Raw genomic sequence first — 17972 nt, forward strand, 5'->3', positions numbered from 1 at the left:
TTCTATCCAAGCATCATGGACCCACAAACCCCCAAACTTACCAATAGGTAAACACCGGCGAGGATTACCAGAACTTTTCCAGCCTTCTTTTTTTTGTTCGTAATTAGAAGCACTCCAATAATCAGTAGGAGAACAGCGGGCCCAAACATAATCAATAAAATTAGGATGAATAACCCGTCCAAATTGCCAACTTCCAAGGGAATTATACTCATACGATTTCGTTTTGAAGTTCTTTTAACCTATTTACTATATCGTCCCTGTAGAAAAGGTTCATCGTCTCAAATGGGATTATTTTATTGTCCTTATTTACGATATGAACACAGGATTTCTTTATGGCCCTTACGTCAAAATTATGGGCATCTATAAACTGCATGATAATGATACGAAAAAGGTTGTCGTATCCAAGTTCCGGGGCATCTATTTCTGGAAGACAACACATAATGCTTTTTAGGTTTTCCGATGCTTTTTCAACAGAATTACCAGTACTGAAAAGTTCTATCATTTTGCCATGAAGTTGTTCGTCCTGTTCGTAAATAATAGTGTTTTTCCCTTCGTTCAATAAATCATCTGGATTAATGTAGCGCGTTAATGGGCTAACTTCCTCTCCCAACTTTAGGGCATAGGCCATGACCAGGGCATCCGGGTTACAAGGGACGGGAATAAGGTCATCCGGTTCAAAAATAGGAGATTGTTCTAAAATTTTTCTTCGCACCTCTGTAAGCGTGATTCTATTTTCGTCGACCTCAAAATTTTCTAAACGTCCCGCTATCTGTGTAGGTTGAAAGGTGACCCCACGCACACATTTTTGCTTTAGGGCAAAATCTATGGTCTTTCCCATTTCATGGTCGTTCAATCCTTTTTGCAAAGTAACGACAAGCGTTGTCGAAAGATTTAATTGGTTTAAATGTTCCAAGGCTTGTAGTCGAATATCGGCCAGGTCTCCCCCTCTCAAAACTTGTAAAACGATATTGTCCAAAGAATCGAACTGGAGGTAGATTTCAAAGTCTGGGGCATAGGTTGCCAAGCGTTTGGCAAAGTCATAATCTTTGGCAATTTTAATACCATTGGTATTAACCATCAAATGGCGAATGGGCAGAGTTTTGGCATAGTCCAAAATTTCGAAAAACTCAGGATGTAAGGTGGGTTCTCCACCACTTAGTTGCACAACATCGGGTTCCCCCTCGTTTTTTACAATAACATTCAACATTGTTTTTACCTCTTCCAAGGTTCTATGTCTCCCATATGTTGGCGAAGAACCGGCATAACAGGTAGGGCAGGTAAGGTTGCAGCGATCCGTTAATTCTACAACGGTAAGGCAGGAATGTTGTTCATGATCTGGGCAAAGTCCGCAATCATAAGGACACCCGTAATGGGTTTTGGTGTTAAAGGATTTGGGATATTCAGAAGCTTTATTATAATTCCGGATATTTTTATAGTACGGAATATCATCTGCAATCAATACTTTGGAACGTCCATGTTTCGGACAGTTTTTTAACATGTACACCTTTTCTTTTTCAAAGATGATTTTAGCATCGACCCTACGAAGACAGTCTGGACATAGACTTATCGTAAAATCATAGTAGGTGTAATTTTTCTCGTGCATAGGACAATCCTTGTTGGATAAATTTATAGTAATAGAGCAAGCAAAGTAAACATAAAATTTGAATGCTGCTTAGGCCAAAAATCTCAAAGGAGTTGGGCTTAAGAAATTCAATATAAAAGCGAAAACCAAAATAACACACCATGAAAAGCTTAAAATAATCCCCGCTTTTTAAGGGGTACGACTGTTTTTGCAGATTTCTAATCAGTAAAAAAAGAAGTGTTAAAAAGAATATTTCGTAAAGTGCTATTGGGTGACGATCAAAACCATCACCCAAATCCATTCCCAAAAAGAAATCGGTGATTTTTCCATATGTAAACTCATTTATACCCGCCACGAAACACCCCAACCTACCAATAATGATTCCTAGAATTATAGGAAGCGTAAATAAATCGCCAGATGATTTTTGCTCCCCAATAATCTTCTTTGCCAATTCCACGCCTAGCAACCCCCCGAATAAGCCGCCCATTATGGTCTTATTGTTTAATATCGCTATCCACTCCTGGTTCCAGTGGAGCATTGGGTTTTCAAAAAAGGCCATTACTCTGGATAAAAAGAGAGCTCCAAAGATGGCGCCAATGATAATGGAAAGGCGGTTATTGGAGGAAATGCTATCGAAGGACCTTTTGCGGAGAAACAGGTAATATCGGAATGCCACAAAGAAGGCAGTGTACTCTAATATTAAATGAACATTGACTTTGTAACCAAAAAGGAAAGGCTCATATGGAATGCCAAGAAAAAGCATTATTCCCCTCCTTTGGAAGGCTCAGGTAAAGCTTCCTGCCACTCGGCTATAAATAAGTTTGTATCTCGGGTACCACCATTATTTCGGTTACTGGAAAAGGCTAAATATTTACCATCGTTGGAAAATACGGGAAAGGCATCAAAGGTTTCGCCATGGGTAACACGCTCCAAATTCTTACCATCAATATCTATAAAATATAGGTTAAAGGGAAATCCCTTTTCAGCTTCAAAATTACTGGAGAACAAAACCTTTTTTCCCGAAGGATGAAAAAACGGACTCCAATTGGCGTTACCCAAAAAGGTAAGCTGCTTTAGGTCGCTTCCATCGGCATTACAAATAAAGAGTTCCATTTCCGTGGGTTCTACTAAACCTTCGGCCAATAAGTCCTTGTATTTTTTGATAGCCTCCGGAGTTTTAGGTCGGGATGCCCTAAAAATGAGTTTAGTACCATCAGGAGAGAAAAATGCACCTCCATCATAGCCTAATTCATTGGTAATTTGCTTTACATCGGTGCCGTCCAGATTCATTGTGTACAATTCCAAATCACCGCTACGGGTAGAGGTAAAGACAATTTTATCCCCTTTTGGAGAAATTGTGGCCTCTGCATCATAACCCGGTTCGTCCGTTAATTGAGCCGTAATATTACCTTGGAGATCGGCTATGAAAATATCGAACGAATCATACACGGGCCAAACATAATTTCCGTTTTTTCGCAGAGGAACTTCTGGACATTCCGTATCCACCAAATGGGTAGAGCCATATACGAAGTGTTTGTTGTCCGGCATAAAATAGGCACAGGTAGTTCGGCCATAACCCGTACTTACCATAGGGGGAATGGAATCGGTTTCCTTAAAACTATCCTCTATGTTCATTAAAAACATTTGATCACAGTTAAGTCCCCAGGATTCGTTATTGGATTGAAAAATCATTTGCTTGTCGTCCCAACTCCAATACGCTTCCGCATTATCCCCGCCAAAAGTAATTTGCCGAATACTTTTAAAATATTTTTCCTCAGGATAAATCAGAGTGTCGTTACCCGCCATTAGAGAGGTGGTTTCTTCTTGTGGCTGGGGGATGTTCTTGGTTTCGTTTTTACAACTGGAAACTAGGCAGATAAGGCCAAAAACAAATAGAATTCTCATGGAGATGTGTATTTTTGTCAAAAATAAACGCTATGCTACGCAATCTAATATTTTTGTTCGTTTTTTTTATAGTGTTAATCTCTTGTAAACAGGATGTCAATAGGAATGTGACCATGCAAGAGGACGTGGCCTATTTGGCCAGTGACAGCCTACAGGGGCGCGAAACAGGCACACTTTATGAAAAGGAGGCGGCCAATTATCTAGAAAGGAGATTGGAAGAGATTGGGTTGCTTCCAAAAGGCAATGCAGGCACCTATTTTCAAACTTTTAGTTTTAAACCCAAGACAGACCCGCATTCCGAGGTTCAATTTGTGGGTGGCGATAGTACTATTACTGGTACCAACGTTATTGGGTTTATAGATAATAAGGCAGATAAAACCGTGATTATCGGGGCACATTACGACCATTTGGGTATGGGAGGTGAAGGCTCTTTATATGCAGAAGGAGATGCCATCCACAACGGAGCGGACGACAATGCAAGTGGGGTTAGTGTATTATTAAATTTGGCTGCTAAACTCAGGGATACCGTTACACAACACAATTATCTTTTCATGGCTTTTTCCGGTGAAGAAATGGGACTTTTAGGGAGCAATTACTTTTCCAAAAACCCAACTATCGATTTGGCTCAAGTAAATTACATGCTCAATATGGATATGGTGGGGAGAATGCGGGAGGACAAGACACTTTCCATTAGTGGAACGGGAACTGCACCTATTTGGGGCCAGGTTTTAAATGTGAATAACCCAGGATTTAAGTTGGTGTTGAGCGAATCCGGAATGGGGCCAAGTGATCACACCTCTTTCTATCTACAGGATATTCCCGTACTACACTTTTTTACGGGACAGCATGAGGATTATCACAAACCATCCGATGATTCCGATAAACTGAATTACAAAGGCATGGAAATGATTCGTGACTTTATTCTTTCTGTGATGTATGACCTGGATGATGATGACAAGCTGGCCTTTAGAAAAACAAAAAATGAAAGTGAGGATACGCCTAGGTTTAAAGTAGCCTTGGGCGTTATGCCCGATTACTTGTTCGATGGAAAAGGCATGCGAATCGATGGTGTTACGGATGGGAAACCAGCTGCTCTTGCCGGACTTCTAAAAGGTGATGTGGTGGTTAAATTAGGAGACAGTACGGTCGTGGATATGATGAGTTATATGCGGGCGCTTTCTGTTTTTGATGAAGGTGATGCTACCGAGGTTACCGTAGATAGAAATGGAGAAAAAATATCGGCGAACATAACATTTTAAAAATAGGTTTACTTTTGTTCCCCTTTAAAAATAGAATATAATATGCCCAAGATCGGCGACATAGAATTACCGGACTTTCCTTTGTTACTTGCTCCTATGGAGGACGTGAGTGACCCACCCTTTCGTGCACTTTGTAAGGAACAGGGTGCCGATGTGGTCTACACGGAATTTATTTCTTCAGAAGGGCTGATTCGTGATGCTGCAAAGAGCGTCATGAAGTTGGACATCTACGAAAAGGAGCGACCCGTGGGCATTCAGATTTTTGGAGCCAATCTGGAAAGTATGCTGCAGTCCGTAGAAATTGTAGAAAAGTCAAAGCCGGATATCATCGATATCAATTTTGGATGTCCGGTAAAAAAAGTAGTTTCCAAAGGTGCGGGAGCAGGAATTTTAAAGGATATCGACCTTATGGTCTCCCTGACCGAAGCTATGGCAAAACATACCAAGCTACCCATTACCGTAAAGACGCGATTGGGCTGGGACGAGGACTCCATCAAAATTGTTGAGGTAGCCGAGCGATTACAGGATGTAGGCTGTAAGGCCATTGCAATTCATGGTAGAACAAGGGCACAGATGTACAAGGGTAGTGCCAAATGGGAACCGATTGCCGAGGTGAAGAACAACCCTCGCATGCACATTCCTGTTTTTGGCAATGGCGATGTGGATAGCCCGGAGGCAGCGGTTAGAATGCGGGATGAATATGGATTGGACGGGGCAATGATAGGCAGGGCAAGTATTGGTTATCCTTGGTTTTTCAAGGAAGTAAAACAGTATATTAAGACGGGTATACGTATAGCACCGCCTACGATGACCGAAAGAGTTCAAGCGGCTAGGAGGCACTTGGAAATGGCCATTGACTGGAAGGGTGAAAAGTTAGGGGTTTTTGAGACCAGAAGACATTACACCAATTACTTTAAGGGGATTCCCAATTTTAAGGAATATCGCATGAAAATGGTTACGAGTGATGATGCAGTCGATGTTTTTGCTGCGTTCGATGAGGTTTTGGAGAAATTTGGGGATTACGAATTTGAGCATGCCTAGGCGGCAATCAACTTTTTATTGATTCGGCTACTCGCAATTTTAGAGGCGATGACACCCAAAACAAGAATTGTGGCCAAGACAATTAAGACGTTGAATAGTTTGAACTCTACCGGATAGGCCAAGGAGGGTGTAATTCTTAACCATCCGAATGCTATCTGACTCCAAACGAGAATGGAACCCAGCAGCACTCCGATAAACCCGCCGAATCCGGTGACCAAAATCCCTTGCACAAAATAGATATTTCGTAGCTCCCTAATCGTGGTTCCTAAGCTGTAAAGCGTTTTGGAATTCTGCTGCTTGTCCAAAATCATCATGATAATGGCCCCGACCACATTGAATAGGGCAATGATCAAAACCAAGGTAAAGATGAGGTAAGTCGCCATATTCTCGGTATTCAGCATTTTGTAAAGGGTACTGTTTAGTTCCTGTCGGTTTTTTAAGACGATACCTTCTCCTAAAGCATCCATGATTTCAGAGCGGACGCCCTGTTCATCAACTTCATTGTCCAATTTAAAGTTGATACCGGAAATATCATTTTCCGTTTTTTCCAAAAGGGCCTGGGTCAAGGTAAGGTCTGCAAAAACATATTTGTTGTCCAGATCAGCCTCGACTGCATATACACCACCAATGATAACGGGTAGTTTATTATATAAAGAACTCACACCCTGCTGAGAGATGGAGCCCTTACCCGGCTTAAAGGCATAAATCTGCATGGGACTTCGATATTGGTTGATGGTCACACTGAGAATATTGGCTATTCCCACACCGGAAACTACTTGTTGGTCATTGATGGTCCAATCCCCCAAGTATAAGATGGTATCTGTATTTATTACTTTGATATAGTTAGAGTCGATTCCTTTGATATAGGCAATATGGTTCTTTCCTCGGTGCTCCAGATAAACCTTTTCCTCAATTTCCTTGGAATAGAAAGCCAACCCTTCAATATTGTTCAAACGCCCTTCTTGCTCTGGGGAAATGGAAAAGAACTTACCGGCAACGGGTAGCGCTTTTAGTTCCGGATCGAACGAATTGGTAAAGGAAAGGCTGAATGTTTTGAGTCCTGCAAAACCGGAAAGCACAATAAAAAGAGCGGCCGAACCTATTACGATAACCAAAAAGGTTATAAAATTGATAATGTTCACCGCATTTTGTGTGCTCTTGGAGCGCACATATCTTTTAGCGATATAGAGCGGAAAGTTCAAGAATCAGGACTTTTTTCTTTTAGGTAATAAATCCCTGTTTTCAATGGGGTTCTCTTCCCTTTTCAATGATTTCTCAATTTTTTCGATATAATCCAGGGAATCGTCCAAATAAAATAGCAATTCGGGAACCCTACGTAACTGGTTCCGGGTACGCTGGGCCAGTTCATGCTTTATTAAGGGTTGATTGGACTTAATGCCCTCCAATAGTTCTTTGGCTTGCTCTGGGGGGAAAATACTCACATATACCTTGGCAATGGAAAGGTCGGTTGTAATGGAAACTTTGGAGACTGAAATTAAGGTACTTCTAAGTCCGCCCTCAATGGCGGCTTTTTGCAGTATAGCTACTATATCCTTTTGGATTACCCCAGCTATCTTTCGTTGTCTTTGTGTTTCCATACCGCAAAAATACACAGAATAATGTATCTTGTTCGTATTCTGGGGCCTCACAAATCTAAAATATCCATGAAAAAAATAGAACACTTGGGAATTGCCGTGAAAAACTTGGAAAATTCCAACGCTTTGTTCGAAAAACTATTGGGCGAAGGACCTTATAAGGAGGAAAAAGTGGCTTCGGAAGGAGTAAAAACTTCGTTTTTCAAAAATGGCCCCACTAAGATAGAGTTATTGGAGTCCCTGAATGAAGAAGGACCCATTGCCAAATTTTTGAAAAGTAAGGGTGAAGGGATTCACCACGTTGCATTTGAGGTGGACGATATTTATGCTGAAATGGAGCGATTAAAACAGGAGGGGTTTCAGGTATTGGGGGACCGACCTAAAAAGGGAGCGGACAATAAATGGGTGGTGTTCGTGCATCCTAAATCCACCAACGGGGTTTTAATAGAGCTTTGCCAAGAAATAGAGTAGTTAAAACGGGTCCTTGAGTGTAGTAGAAATGACATCATAAAATTTTGCGGCATATAAAAATAAGTGGTAATATTGCATCCGCAATTTGCGGGTCCTATAGCTCAGCTGGTTAGAGCACCTGACTCATAATCAGGGGGTCCCTGGTTCGAGCCCAGGTGGGACCACGTCAACAAAGATAAACCTTTCAAGCAATTGGGAGGTTTTTCTTTTTTATACGGGTACAACATAGGTACAACATTTCAGTAACATTCAAATTATTGCTCTTAAACTTTTATTATTTGTTTGGTGATTGATAACTGTAAAACAGATTGTTTATTTGAACCTTTTATAAAAGTGAGAAAACTCAATTAATCAAAAATTGGATTTTCGACGAATAGGAGGTTATAGGAACGATAGGTTTTTTTTATCTTTTGGCCTGAGAAACAAAGTCTTGCTGAAGGATTAATTAAATGTTGGAATTATTACATCACTATTCCAATAAGTCATTTAATCATTATCTTGGGTTATGGGAAAATTACTCAACAGAATGGCCATTTGGATACCCGGGCAAAGTTCCATAATAAAAATGACCAACTTCTGAGGCCTAAATACCCCAAATCGCCACATTTGGCTCATAGGATTTAAAACCAAGGTCTGTAAGTAACAATAAGCGTATTCTCCGTAGTAGTATTCTTTCCACCTTTTGAGATGTGACAGATTATATTTTTGCTTTAATGGTTACGGTTACCTGCACTCGAATTGCAACTTTAAAATAAACTGGATTGCGAGAAAGGGTTCCAAAATATTGGATTCCAATTGTAGGATATGGACCGTTCAAAAGCGCGCTTTCTATGATACTAAAATCGTCTCTATGGGTAAATAGCAAATTTCTTTGATCGGCGTCGGCTACGGCAATACCATTTTCAAGACTCGATGATTTTGATTCCATATTTCCCACCATTAAAAAACCGGCACTGACAACCACGGCTTCTTCATTACCTTCAAAATCTTTGTAGGTATATCTAATTTCATCTATTTTAATTTTGGTAATCTCGGCATTATCATCTTCAATTAAGGAGGCAATATCTGGGTCGTTTGCAATGCTATAATACCCCAATTGGGTTTCAACATTTATAGAGTCTTCTGTGGAAGAGACTGCGGACTCTTCCAAAATTTCCAATTCACCATCAAATGTAATGGTCTCATCGAATTCTTCTTCGATTAATTCTTCAACCAAATCACACCCCATAAATATGAAGGCCAAAGACAGCAACAAAATTGGTTTGAGGTTTTTCATATTCTTGATTTAGATTTGAATTTCTAATGTAAGTGTAGCGTCAATAGTAACATCAACTGTAAATTCGATCGGGTTATCAGAAACACTACCTACATAATCCAATTGCAGGGTGTTAAAACCTCTAACTTCATTAAGTAATCCATTTATATTGGTAAAATCACCATCAATGACATAAGGATTTGGATTGGTAGCCGCATCAGCTAAATTGACTTGGTGTGCCCCAAAAATATCCGGGCTGGTTACGATTAAGGGAATCTGAAATTCTGCTTCAACAAAAGCATTTTCATTACCAGCAACATCTTTGTAGAAATATCGTATCCTGTTAATTTTAATAGCCTTAACTTCAGTTCTGTCATTCTCTTCCCTAAACTCATCTAGCTCAGGTGCATTTGTTAAGTTTATCACGGCACTTTCCATAAAACCAACCGCCTCTTCGGGATTCCCGGTAGGTTGCACGTCAATATGAATAAAACGATTAAAGGAAACGTTTACATCGTATTCCTCATCAACGAGTTCGTCGATTAAATCACATCCCATGAATGCGAAGGCCAAAGACAGCAACAAAATTGGTTTTAGGGTTTTCATGTGAGGTCCTTTTTTGAAATATGACCGCAAGCTATTCTTCGTATCCGCTTAAAAAAATACCTAGTGTTAGGTATTTTAAAAACTAAATTCGATTGATAGGTTTGAGGGTCATTAAACCATAACCAATGAACATTCAATTACCCAACATGGGAAAAAGGAGAAGTCAAATTATAGTGCTGCTTATTGTTTTTTGTTCAGTTACATCTCATGCCACTTTAGCAAAGACCTTAGAGGAATCTTTAGGAGATGTCATAAAAAAAGTACAAGAAATGTATGACCGCGGTGAACCAAACACCGTTATTGCTGCTTACATAACTGAAACTGTAGACAACCATATAACCAGCACAAACAACGACGAACTGTTTGAAAACCCTTTAAATTGGTTTAAACTTCTTGGCCAGAGAAATCTAAATACCGATTTAGAAAGTGAGGCTTACAACGATGTTGCCAATGTTGCTTGGTCTAATGGGCTTGGCAATTGTGAAGAAAATTCAGCCTTGGTCTACTATATATTAAAAAAGGCTGGGGTAAAGGAAAATGTTCGCATTATGAGAACGGAAAGACACAGCTTTACCGTTTGGGACATTCATCCTTCTGCCATAATTGACAAACCTTCAACATGGGGCAATAACGCCTTGGTCGTAGACCCTTGGCTAGGTAGGACCACGACCCGCGAAGAAGTAGAGACCGGTAGATGGTTCATGAACAATGAACCCGAATCAAAATTAAACGACTTCACCACTTTTACAGACCCTGAAGCTAATTCTTGGAATATAATAAACGCACAATACAATAGGGAGAATAACATAACTCCCAGACCTGCAAGAGACGTAGATTCTGATGAAGATTGCTTTATAGCCACAGCGGTATATGGTGACCCAAACGCTGAAAACATACAAGTACTAAGAGTGTTTAGAGACAAAGTTTTAGAGAAAAATGTTTTTGGAAAAGTTTTCGTTGGCACCTACGAAAAAATCGGGCCTGTGTTTGCCTTTTATATAAGAAACGATTACCAGCGCAAAGAATGGGTCAAAAGAAATATAGTTGAACCGGCCGTTAGACTTGCAGAAAAACATAATTGACCAAAATATGAAATTAGCATTACGTATTATTTTAATTTTCACACTCTTTGCAAGTATTTATTTAATGCTACCCGCTATTGCAGCATTTAACTCAATAACATCGGACCCCGAGGGGTGGATGGGCGGAATAAGTGCTGAAGCGACCATGGTATGGTTTGCTGTAATTCTGCTGGGATTTGGATTCTTAGGGTTTGTAACCATACTTGCGTTGATAGGGGCAATATTTGGCCGATCAAACAGAAAGTCCGCTTTCTGGTTATTTAAATTACCTGGCATTCTTGGTATTATTCTGAGTCTACTGTTGTTTATAGTATTCTATCTATGGGACATTGAATGGTCCAAACATTCACGTGTATTTATATTCCTAACCATACCATTTCTTATATATGCCATTTATGGGCATTACATCAGAAAGTCAAACCCCAAAAAAACCGCTTCAAATGTTTCAACCAACTGAAGATATTAAACTTAGCATCAAGTCTTGTGAAAACATGAAGGTTGTATGTGAATGGATGGAAAATCGATTTTTTGGGTTACCACTATTCCATCAAAGTGTAGACATCAAAGTCATTGGACATCAGAGCATTTGTGCTTGCAAGAATGAACAATTAAGTATCCCAAAGAATATTGAAAAGCTTATCGCAAAACATTTGAAAGAGGATTTCAATCGGATGGTTGATTACATTAATTCGATAGATGGGGAAAAAACTTTTGCTTTACTTCATTTAAAAGTAAAATTGGAACATAACCTCTTGCGAACGCTCATGGATACCAATTATCCCAATGCATTGAAAAATAAATTTTTCACATTCTTGGCTTGTAATTTTTGCGCCCCGGTCACGTTGGCCTTAGCCTCGGTTAAAACGAAAAACAACTATGAGTCATTGGCCGTCGGCATAAAGGGAATAAGCCACTATTCAAGTGTATTGAGATTGAAGTATAGCGAAGACCAAACGTATGATATAAAAGCAGGGCTTGATGTTGCCGTGAATCCCGCTCATCTCGCCAAAAGGTTCTTAAGAACTATGTCCGGTTTGGTCGACGACAAATCGATTATCAATGAGTATCTGGAAAAGCATTTGAAGCCTGAGAAAGAACAAATTGTGAAAAATTTATGTGCTTATGTCTTTAACGAAAATAAAATGCCTGAAAAATTATCAGACAATATCTTCAAACCACAAACCACTTTAAGCACAGTCTAAAGAGATCATGTATTACCAAAACCTATTAATTTTTATCTGCGCCTTTTTCTTGGGGATTACTTCAGAAACACCTCAATATTATGTAGTAACCGAAGGGGAATATACTTTGGTAAAGCATGTGGACGGAATCAAAGTATTCAATAAAAAAAATCCCAAAGATGGATTTATCGAATACCGGGCACAGGTTGAAATTGATGCACATGAAATACAAAAGGTCCTGGATTTTTTCAAGGATTATAACGAACATACCCATTGGGTCTACAATTGTACCTCATCAATACTTCAAGAAATCGAAGGGCAATCCTACCTATATCAGATTTGTAAATCTCCATGGCCCTATAAAGACCGAGACTTACATCTTTTGACTAAAACGAGATGGGACGGTAAAAACAAAGCAATAGTGACTTTTGAATCAAAGCCAGAAATGGCCCCTGAAAATGAACGATTTGTCCGTATTGAAAACTTCAATTCCATATGGGAGGTCGAGAAAACCGAAAAGGGTATTTTGGTATTAGTTGAAGCAAGTTTTAATCCAAAACTGGGGGCAGGAAACCTCTTTCTAAAATCATACTCGGTCAAAATTCCATTTGAAACACTTAAAAACTTCAGAAAGTATTATCGTTGAAAAACAATACCTTTAATGGAATGACCAACAAATACTTACACCTCATATTTTTTATTCTTAGCATTACTTTCTGCAATCTAATTTACGGTCAGAATGCTCAGGTGGACAGTCTATTGCAATTGTTGGAACAAAGCATTAGCGAAACAAAAAAAGAAAAAATCCATCTTAAATTATCAAAAGTGTTGGAAAGGACTGATATTTCAAAAAGCAAAGAATATGCGACCCTTGCCCAATCGTCTTCCAATGATTCAATAAAAAGCGAGGCTTTAAATCAAATTGGAAGAGCATTGTTTTACCAGAATAACCTGGATTCTGCAGAAGTGAACTTCCAACAATCAATTGATATTCTAAAAAAACTTGGGTATCAAAATCAAGCCGCATCGGTTGGAATTAGTCTAGGGGCGGTACAGCTAAGGAAGGGTGAATACAAAAATGCGGTGGAAACTTTACTGACTGGAGCAATTTACTTTGAAAGTATAAGTGACAGTATGAATATGGCCAAATGTTACAGCAATGTATCCTCTGCATTTGGCGAACTGGGCGATTCAAAAAAAGCTATTGTGTTCGGGGAGAAGGCGCTTTCCATTTTTATCAAAAAAAAGATGATTCCATATCAGGTGATAACATTGCCGAACCTGGCCGGTGAATTCTTGAAATTAGGAGATACTACAATGGGAAAAACCTACTTCATGCAAGCTGAAGAATTGGCAAAGCAGCGCAATGACAAATTCTCATTGGCACGCATCTACAACAACCTAGGTAATATGTACCTGGAAACAAATACCAAAAAATCAGAAGAGTATTTGCTTCTTGCACTGAAGTACAAAAACGAAACCAGGAATAATGATGGTATTGCCATTCTGTACAATAACCTTGGTTATCTCATGCTTCAAAAAAATGACCCGGAAAAGGCCATATCATATTTGAAAAACGCATTGCCCCATAGCAGTGGAACGAATATTGCTACAACTTATAATAATCTTTCAGATGCCTATATACAAACGAAAAATTATCAATCTGCCCTGAAATACACCCAATTGAAGAATAAAGTAAGCGATAGTATTTCGAATATTGAAAACCAAAAAGCGATTGCTGAGATTTCAACCAAATATGAAACAGAAAAAAAAGAGAGAGAAATTTTAAATCTTCAAAATAAAAACCTACAGATAGATATTGAAAGGAGACAAAATAGAAATCTGCTATATATAGCTATTGGTCTAATATTTATTGGACTTATTTCTGCCTACGGATTTATCAAAAACTCAAGAAAAAAGAGAGTGATTGCTGAACAGCAAAAAGAATTAGAACAACAAAAAGTTGAAAAGTTGCTCAAAGAACAGGAACTTGTTGGTATAGATGCCATGCTCGATGGTCAAGAAAAAGAACGCCAACGCATTGCCCAAGATTTGCATGATAGCCTTGGGGGTAAACTATCTGCCCTAAAACTCTTTGTAGAAAATATGAAAGAGAAAGACGAAGTGTTGTACGAAAAAATAAAATCTGTATTAGATGATTCCTATAACGATGTTCGAAATATCTCGCACCAAAATCATGTAACCTCAATGATAGACCATGGCCTCATACCTGCAGTAAACAAGGTAGCTGAACGCTTAAAATCCACTGAAAAATTAAATGTAGAAGTGACCAATATAGATTTAAGGCAAAAAATCAAGACCTTCATTGAGATACAACTTTTCCGAATTATTCAAGAATTAATAACCAACACTATCAAACATGCAAAAGCAAAAAATGTAACCATTCAGTTTTCAGAGGAAGAAGATTTGCTTAATGTAGTTTACGAAGACGATGGCATTGGTTTTGACATTAACAAACTATCACAAGGTATAGGTTTCTCTAACATTAAAAATAGAATTGAAAAAATAAATGCCGTGATAACTTATGATTCGGGCTTTGACAATGGCACAACAGTAATAATCAATGTTCCTCTATGACCGTAAAACTTATTTTAGTTGATGACCATAATCTCTTTGTTGAGGGGCTCCACACAATTCTTAATGACCAAATAGGTATTGAAGTCATGGCTAGCGCTGCAAATGGATTGGAGTTATTGGATTTAATGGAAATACACCGTCCAAATATTATATTGACCGATATACGAATGCCCAGAATGGATGGTATAGCAATTGCAAAACTCTTTAAAAAACAATATCCAAAAACCCATATCATTGCCTTGAGCATGTTTGATCAAGATGATGACGTTTTTGATATGCTTGAGGCCGGCGCCAAAGGTTACGTTGTCAAAAATGCAGAAAGGGATGAATTACTCAGGGCAATTCATGAGGTTCATAAAGGTAAGTATTATCTAAGCCCAAAATTTGAAGGTATTTACCAAAGATGGCTGGAAAAAGATAAAATCGCAGAGCCAAAATTGACAAGGCGTGAGCGTCAAATATTACGATTGATCTCAAGAGGAAAAACTAGTCAGCAAATCTCGGAAGAACTGAAATTAAGCAGGTTCACTATTGACACCCACAGAAAAAACATCCACAAAAAATTAGGCACAAAAAGTAATCTGGCCCTAGCCAAACAAGCATATAAAATTTTGGGAATGGATTAAGCTTACTTTTTTTCAAAACCTGGGCCAAAGGGCCAAATCAGGTTTAATCCCTGTAACGGTCAATGTGTTTTCATCCAAAGTTACCTCAGCTGAGCTGACACCATCATCTTTAGGGTCGATGGCCAATGTGCTACTATTAAAATTAATAGGCCCCTGCCTTTTTGTTTGTTGGAAACAATAAAAATCATTTATTGCAGAGCATAACAATTAACCTTTTAAATTAATTCGATTTTTATAAGGTTTCAACTTTACACTTAGCTATTTCATCCCTAAAGTATAGATTCTCCTTAACTTTTCTTACAGAATCATTTTATCCCTATCTTGGAATATGGAAAAGCTAGGCAACAAGTTGGCAATCTGGTTCAATCGACAAAGGTCAATGCTTAGAAGGGTGGATTCTAAGTTGGGTCACCTTTCCCTTAACCAGCTTTCAATCCTTATCACAATCCTTTTTGGTCTATTGCCGTTGACATTTTTTTTTATCATTGGCTATAATAATTATTCCGGGGTACAGATTCTTGCAAGCTATCTTTTCGTTGCTCTGCTTTTTATTCTAGTTCTGTTGGTAGTGATAGGCTGGTTCAAAGCCAAGGAAATTGCGAAGGATGATGTAGAAGGTTTTTCATTTGTAAAGCTATCATTTAAAAAAATAGACAAGGGATATTTTGGTTTTAATGACTCCGATATGGAAAATTTAGAGCTTTTGATAAACCTTTTGCCTTCTAAAGGAAAGGTTACTATTAGGGAAGTGCCAAAAAACAAGCAATCGGGGAATCTTAGGTTTCTTTTCTCATTTTTAGACTATATTATCAAAGATGGCATTCAAGGACTTGGAAAGGAATCGAGAGACTCACTTTCAAGATTAGTTCAAAAAAGATTTTCTTTCGATGGTTCCGAAATCAACGAGAACACATTTGTATCAAGTTACTCCAAATGGTCACAGAAAACCAAAGATGGAAACTATAATGATACCAGAAAAGCTATAGCAAAAGCTTTAGGACTTTCTTAATTGTCATTGATTTTTGTACAAATCCCGAAAATAAAAGGCAATAAAAGCGCAATCTTCATTTCTCTATTTTTCACTTGCATCAAGTGATATATGTTTGTCTTGTACAAAAAAGTAAGCGGCCGTTTACATATTCTCTAATTCCAAAAGATTAAATGATATGGAAGAGCAACAGAATGTGTTGACAATACTCAAAGAAATCAAACATATCCTTGGCCATCAGAAAAAGGTCATGAATGTGGAGGACCTGGTAGCCTATACCGGACTTTCCAAAAGTAAGATATACAAACTTACCTCGTTAAAGCTCATCCCTATGAGCAACAATAAACATATTAGACAGATATTTTTTGATAAGGACGCCATCGACAAATGGCTGGTAGGTAACCCCAACCTTTGTGATGAACAACTAGAACAGGAATTCAACAAACAGCTTCAACGGAACCGGAAGGACATATAGCTAAATCTCTACAGGCATTATGGAAATCATACCCTACATCAGGGTCGGGACCACTTTTTACAAGCTGGTCAGAATTCCGACCATATCTGGACATTTCAACGAGCAGCTGGTCCCTTGGAACGAGCACATCATCAAGCAGGACCATGGTAAGGACTATCTGGGCAAGGTACCCAAATATGATGGGTTTGCGTGCATTCCGTGCCATGTCAATTTCAAAAAGGAACACCATGGTTTCTACAATACTTATTCCCCTTTGACGCATGAACCGAAAGAGGGATGTATAATAAGGACACGGGGCTTTTTGAAGCATATCTTCGGAAATCAACTGGAGCTGGGACTGGACTATCTGAAACTCCTGTACCAAAGACCGGTGCAGGTGCTCCCCATCCTCTGTCTGGTATCCACCGAAAGAAACACAGGGAAAAGCACGTTCCTCAAATGGCTCAAGGAAATTTTTGGCAACAACCTGACCTATCTGACCAACGACAGCTTTGCAAGCCAGTTCAATGCGGATTGGGCCAACAAACTTTTAATATGCATAGACGAGGTGCTGTTCAACAAGGAGGAACTCACCGAGCGCATCAAATACCTGAGTACCACCAACCGGAACAAACTGGAGGCCAAGGGAAAGGACAAACGGGAAGTGGAATTCTTTGGTAAATTTATACTGTGCAGCAACAACGAGGACAGTTTTATCAAGATCGATGTCCATGAGACCCGGTTCTGGGTGAGGAAGATCCCATCCCTTAAAAAGGAGGACACCGATTTTTTGGACCAGTTGGCCCAGGAAGTACCGGCTTTTTTGGATTTCCTTTCAAAAAGGGAATACAGCACAAAACAAAGAACACGAATGTGGTTCACAGCTAAACAGGTTTATACCCCTGCCCTGAAGAAACTGGTGAACAATAACCGGAACCGGGTAGAGAAGGAATTGGCCAGCTTATTGCTAAGTGCCATGGAAAAGTTCGAGATGGACTCGGTTGACCTTTGTCCCATCGATGCCCTGCACATGCTCAACCGTACGCGGGTCAAGACCGACCTGACCCAATTGAGGCGGTTGCTGAAAAAGGATTGGAAGCTGGACAACCAGCCCAATTCCAACAAGTACCAAAAGATTACCATCTGGAACAACGGTGAGATCAATACCGAGGACGCCAAAGGGAGGTACTTTACCATAAAAAAGGAATTTTTGGTCCAAAATTTTGATGATTTGATGACAGATTGATATAAGCTCAGTGTTTATAAGGGTTTAGGCTGTCATCACTTTGTCATCATTCTGTCATCAAAATAAAAAATGATGACAGGGAC

Annotated in this window: 20 protein-coding genes and 1 tRNA gene; 13 read left to right on the forward strand and 8 right to left on the reverse strand. The window is 39.1% G+C overall.

Going from position 1 to position 17972, the window contains the following annotated elements; translation table 11 throughout:
* Positions 1-2: 2 nt before the first annotated feature.
* The 4 genes from PP182_RS04240 to PP182_RS04255 are packed head-to-tail and all read right to left on the reverse strand — an operon-like array spanning position 3 to position 3487.
* Positions 3-212 (reverse strand): hypothetical protein, encoded by a 210-nt coding sequence (locus PP182_RS04240; RefSeq protein WP_272650092.1) that lies wholly within the window; start codon positions 210-212, stop codon positions 3-5.
* The gene (locus tag PP182_RS04245) at positions 209-1603 is read right to left on the reverse strand and encodes a radical SAM protein (RefSeq protein WP_272650093.1); all 1395 of its coding nucleotides are present in this window, start codon (positions 1601-1603) and stop codon (positions 209-211) included. The genes PP182_RS04240 and PP182_RS04245 overlap by 4 nt, the downstream gene beginning before the upstream one ends.
* Positions 1575-2345, reverse strand: a complete 771-nt coding sequence (locus PP182_RS04250; protein WP_272650094.1) for a prolipoprotein diacylglyceryl transferase family protein — start codon at positions 2343-2345, stop codon at positions 1575-1577. The genes PP182_RS04245 and PP182_RS04250 overlap by 29 nt, the downstream gene beginning before the upstream one ends.
* The gene (locus PP182_RS04255; protein ID WP_272650095.1) at positions 2345-3487 is read right to left on the reverse strand and encodes a TolB family protein; all 1143 of its coding nucleotides are present in this window, start codon (positions 3485-3487) and stop codon (positions 2345-2347) included. Before PP182_RS04255 ends, PP182_RS04250 begins: the two co-directional genes overlap by 1 nt.
* A gap of 32 nt (positions 3488-3519) precedes the next feature.
* On the opposite strand from PP182_RS04255, the gene PP182_RS04260 reads away from it, so the two are divergent.
* The gene (locus tag PP182_RS04260; RefSeq protein WP_272650096.1) at positions 3520-4746 is read left to right on the forward strand and encodes a M28 family peptidase; all 1227 of its coding nucleotides are present in this window, start codon (positions 3520-3522) and stop codon (positions 4744-4746) included.
* A gap of 42 nt (positions 4747-4788) precedes the next feature.
* The gene (dusB, locus tag PP182_RS04265) at positions 4789-5787 is read left to right on the forward strand and encodes a tRNA dihydrouridine synthase DusB (protein ID WP_272650097.1); all 999 of its coding nucleotides are present in this window, start codon (positions 4789-4791) and stop codon (positions 5785-5787) included.
* Here dusB and PP182_RS04270 read toward each other — a convergent pair.
* A complete protein-coding gene (locus PP182_RS04270; RefSeq protein ID WP_272650098.1) occupies positions 5784-6989 on the reverse strand; it encodes an ABC transporter permease in 1206 nt (401 codons plus the stop codon). The genes dusB and PP182_RS04270 overlap by 4 nt on opposite strands.
* A 3-nt stretch (positions 6990-6992) precedes the next feature.
* On the reverse strand, positions 6993-7385 hold the full coding sequence (gene rbfA, locus PP182_RS04275) for a 30S ribosome-binding factor RbfA (protein WP_272650099.1): 393 nt from the start codon (positions 7383-7385) through the stop codon (positions 6993-6995).
* Positions 7386-7451: 66 nt separating this feature from the next.
* On the opposite strand from rbfA, the gene mce reads away from it, so the two are divergent.
* Both mce and PP182_RS04285 read left to right on the forward strand, forming a co-directional pair.
* The gene (gene mce, locus PP182_RS04280) at positions 7452-7853 is read left to right on the forward strand and encodes a methylmalonyl-CoA epimerase (RefSeq protein WP_272650100.1); all 402 of its coding nucleotides are present in this window, start codon (positions 7452-7454) and stop codon (positions 7851-7853) included.
* Between the two features lie 90 nt (positions 7854-7943).
* Positions 7944-8017 (forward strand) — tRNA-Ile (locus PP182_RS04285).
* Between the two features lie 533 nt (positions 8018-8550).
* Here PP182_RS04285 and PP182_RS04290 read toward each other — a convergent pair.
* Positions 8551-9129 carry a hypothetical protein gene (locus PP182_RS04290; RefSeq protein ID WP_272650101.1) on the reverse strand — a complete coding sequence of 193 codons (579 nt, stop codon included), beginning with the start codon at positions 9127-9129 and terminating at the stop codon, positions 8551-8553.
* Between the two features lie 9 nt (positions 9130-9138).
* On the reverse strand, positions 9139-9714 hold the full coding sequence (locus PP182_RS04295) for a hypothetical protein (protein WP_272650102.1): 576 nt from the start codon (positions 9712-9714) through the stop codon (positions 9139-9141).
* A 125-nt stretch (positions 9715-9839) separates the two neighbouring features.
* Here PP182_RS04295 and PP182_RS04300 point away from each other — a divergent pair, with 125 nt between their 5' ends.
* From PP182_RS04300 to PP182_RS04340, 9 genes are all read left to right on the forward strand, one after another.
* Positions 9840-10796, forward strand: coding sequence for a CFI-box-CTERM domain-containing protein (locus tag PP182_RS04300; protein WP_272650103.1), 957 nt, complete (start codon positions 9840-9842; stop codon positions 10794-10796).
* Positions 10797-10803: 7 nt separating this feature from the next.
* Positions 10804-11253, forward strand: coding sequence for a hypothetical protein (locus PP182_RS04305; protein ID WP_272650104.1), 450 nt, complete (start codon positions 10804-10806; stop codon positions 11251-11253).
* Positions 11237-11998, forward strand: coding sequence for a hypothetical protein (locus PP182_RS04310; RefSeq protein WP_272650105.1), 762 nt, complete (start codon positions 11237-11239; stop codon positions 11996-11998). The genes PP182_RS04305 and PP182_RS04310 overlap by 17 nt, the downstream gene beginning before the upstream one ends.
* 7 nt (positions 11999-12005) lie before the next feature.
* Positions 12006-12623 carry a hypothetical protein gene (locus PP182_RS04315; protein WP_272650106.1) on the forward strand — a complete coding sequence of 206 codons (618 nt, stop codon included), beginning with the start codon at positions 12006-12008 and terminating at the stop codon, positions 12621-12623.
* Positions 12620-14575, forward strand: coding sequence for an ATP-binding protein (locus PP182_RS04320; RefSeq protein WP_272650107.1), 1956 nt, complete (start codon positions 12620-12622; stop codon positions 14573-14575). The genes PP182_RS04315 and PP182_RS04320 overlap by 4 nt, the downstream gene beginning before the upstream one ends.
* Positions 14572-15201 (forward strand): response regulator transcription factor, encoded by a 630-nt coding sequence (locus PP182_RS04325; protein ID WP_272650108.1) that lies wholly within the window; start codon positions 14572-14574, stop codon positions 15199-15201. The genes PP182_RS04320 and PP182_RS04325 overlap by 4 nt, the downstream gene beginning before the upstream one ends.
* Positions 15202-15529: 328 nt before the next feature.
* Positions 15530-16210, forward strand: a complete 681-nt coding sequence (locus PP182_RS04330; protein WP_272650109.1) for a hypothetical protein — start codon at positions 15530-15532, stop codon at positions 16208-16210.
* 157 nt (positions 16211-16367) lie between these two features.
* On the forward strand, positions 16368-16664 hold the full coding sequence (locus tag PP182_RS04335) for a helix-turn-helix transcriptional regulator (RefSeq protein ID WP_272650110.1): 297 nt from the start codon (positions 16368-16370) through the stop codon (positions 16662-16664).
* Between the two features lie 19 nt (positions 16665-16683).
* Positions 16684-17889 carry a primase-helicase family protein gene (locus PP182_RS04340; protein ID WP_272650111.1) on the forward strand — a complete coding sequence of 402 codons (1206 nt, stop codon included), beginning with the start codon at positions 16684-16686 and terminating at the stop codon, positions 17887-17889.
* The last annotated feature ends 83 nt before the right edge of the window (positions 17890-17972 follow it).

It is taken from the genome of Maribacter sp. PR1 (genome assembly GCF_028464145.1).
Taxonomy (GTDB): domain Bacteria; phylum Bacteroidota; class Bacteroidia; order Flavobacteriales; family Flavobacteriaceae; genus Maribacter.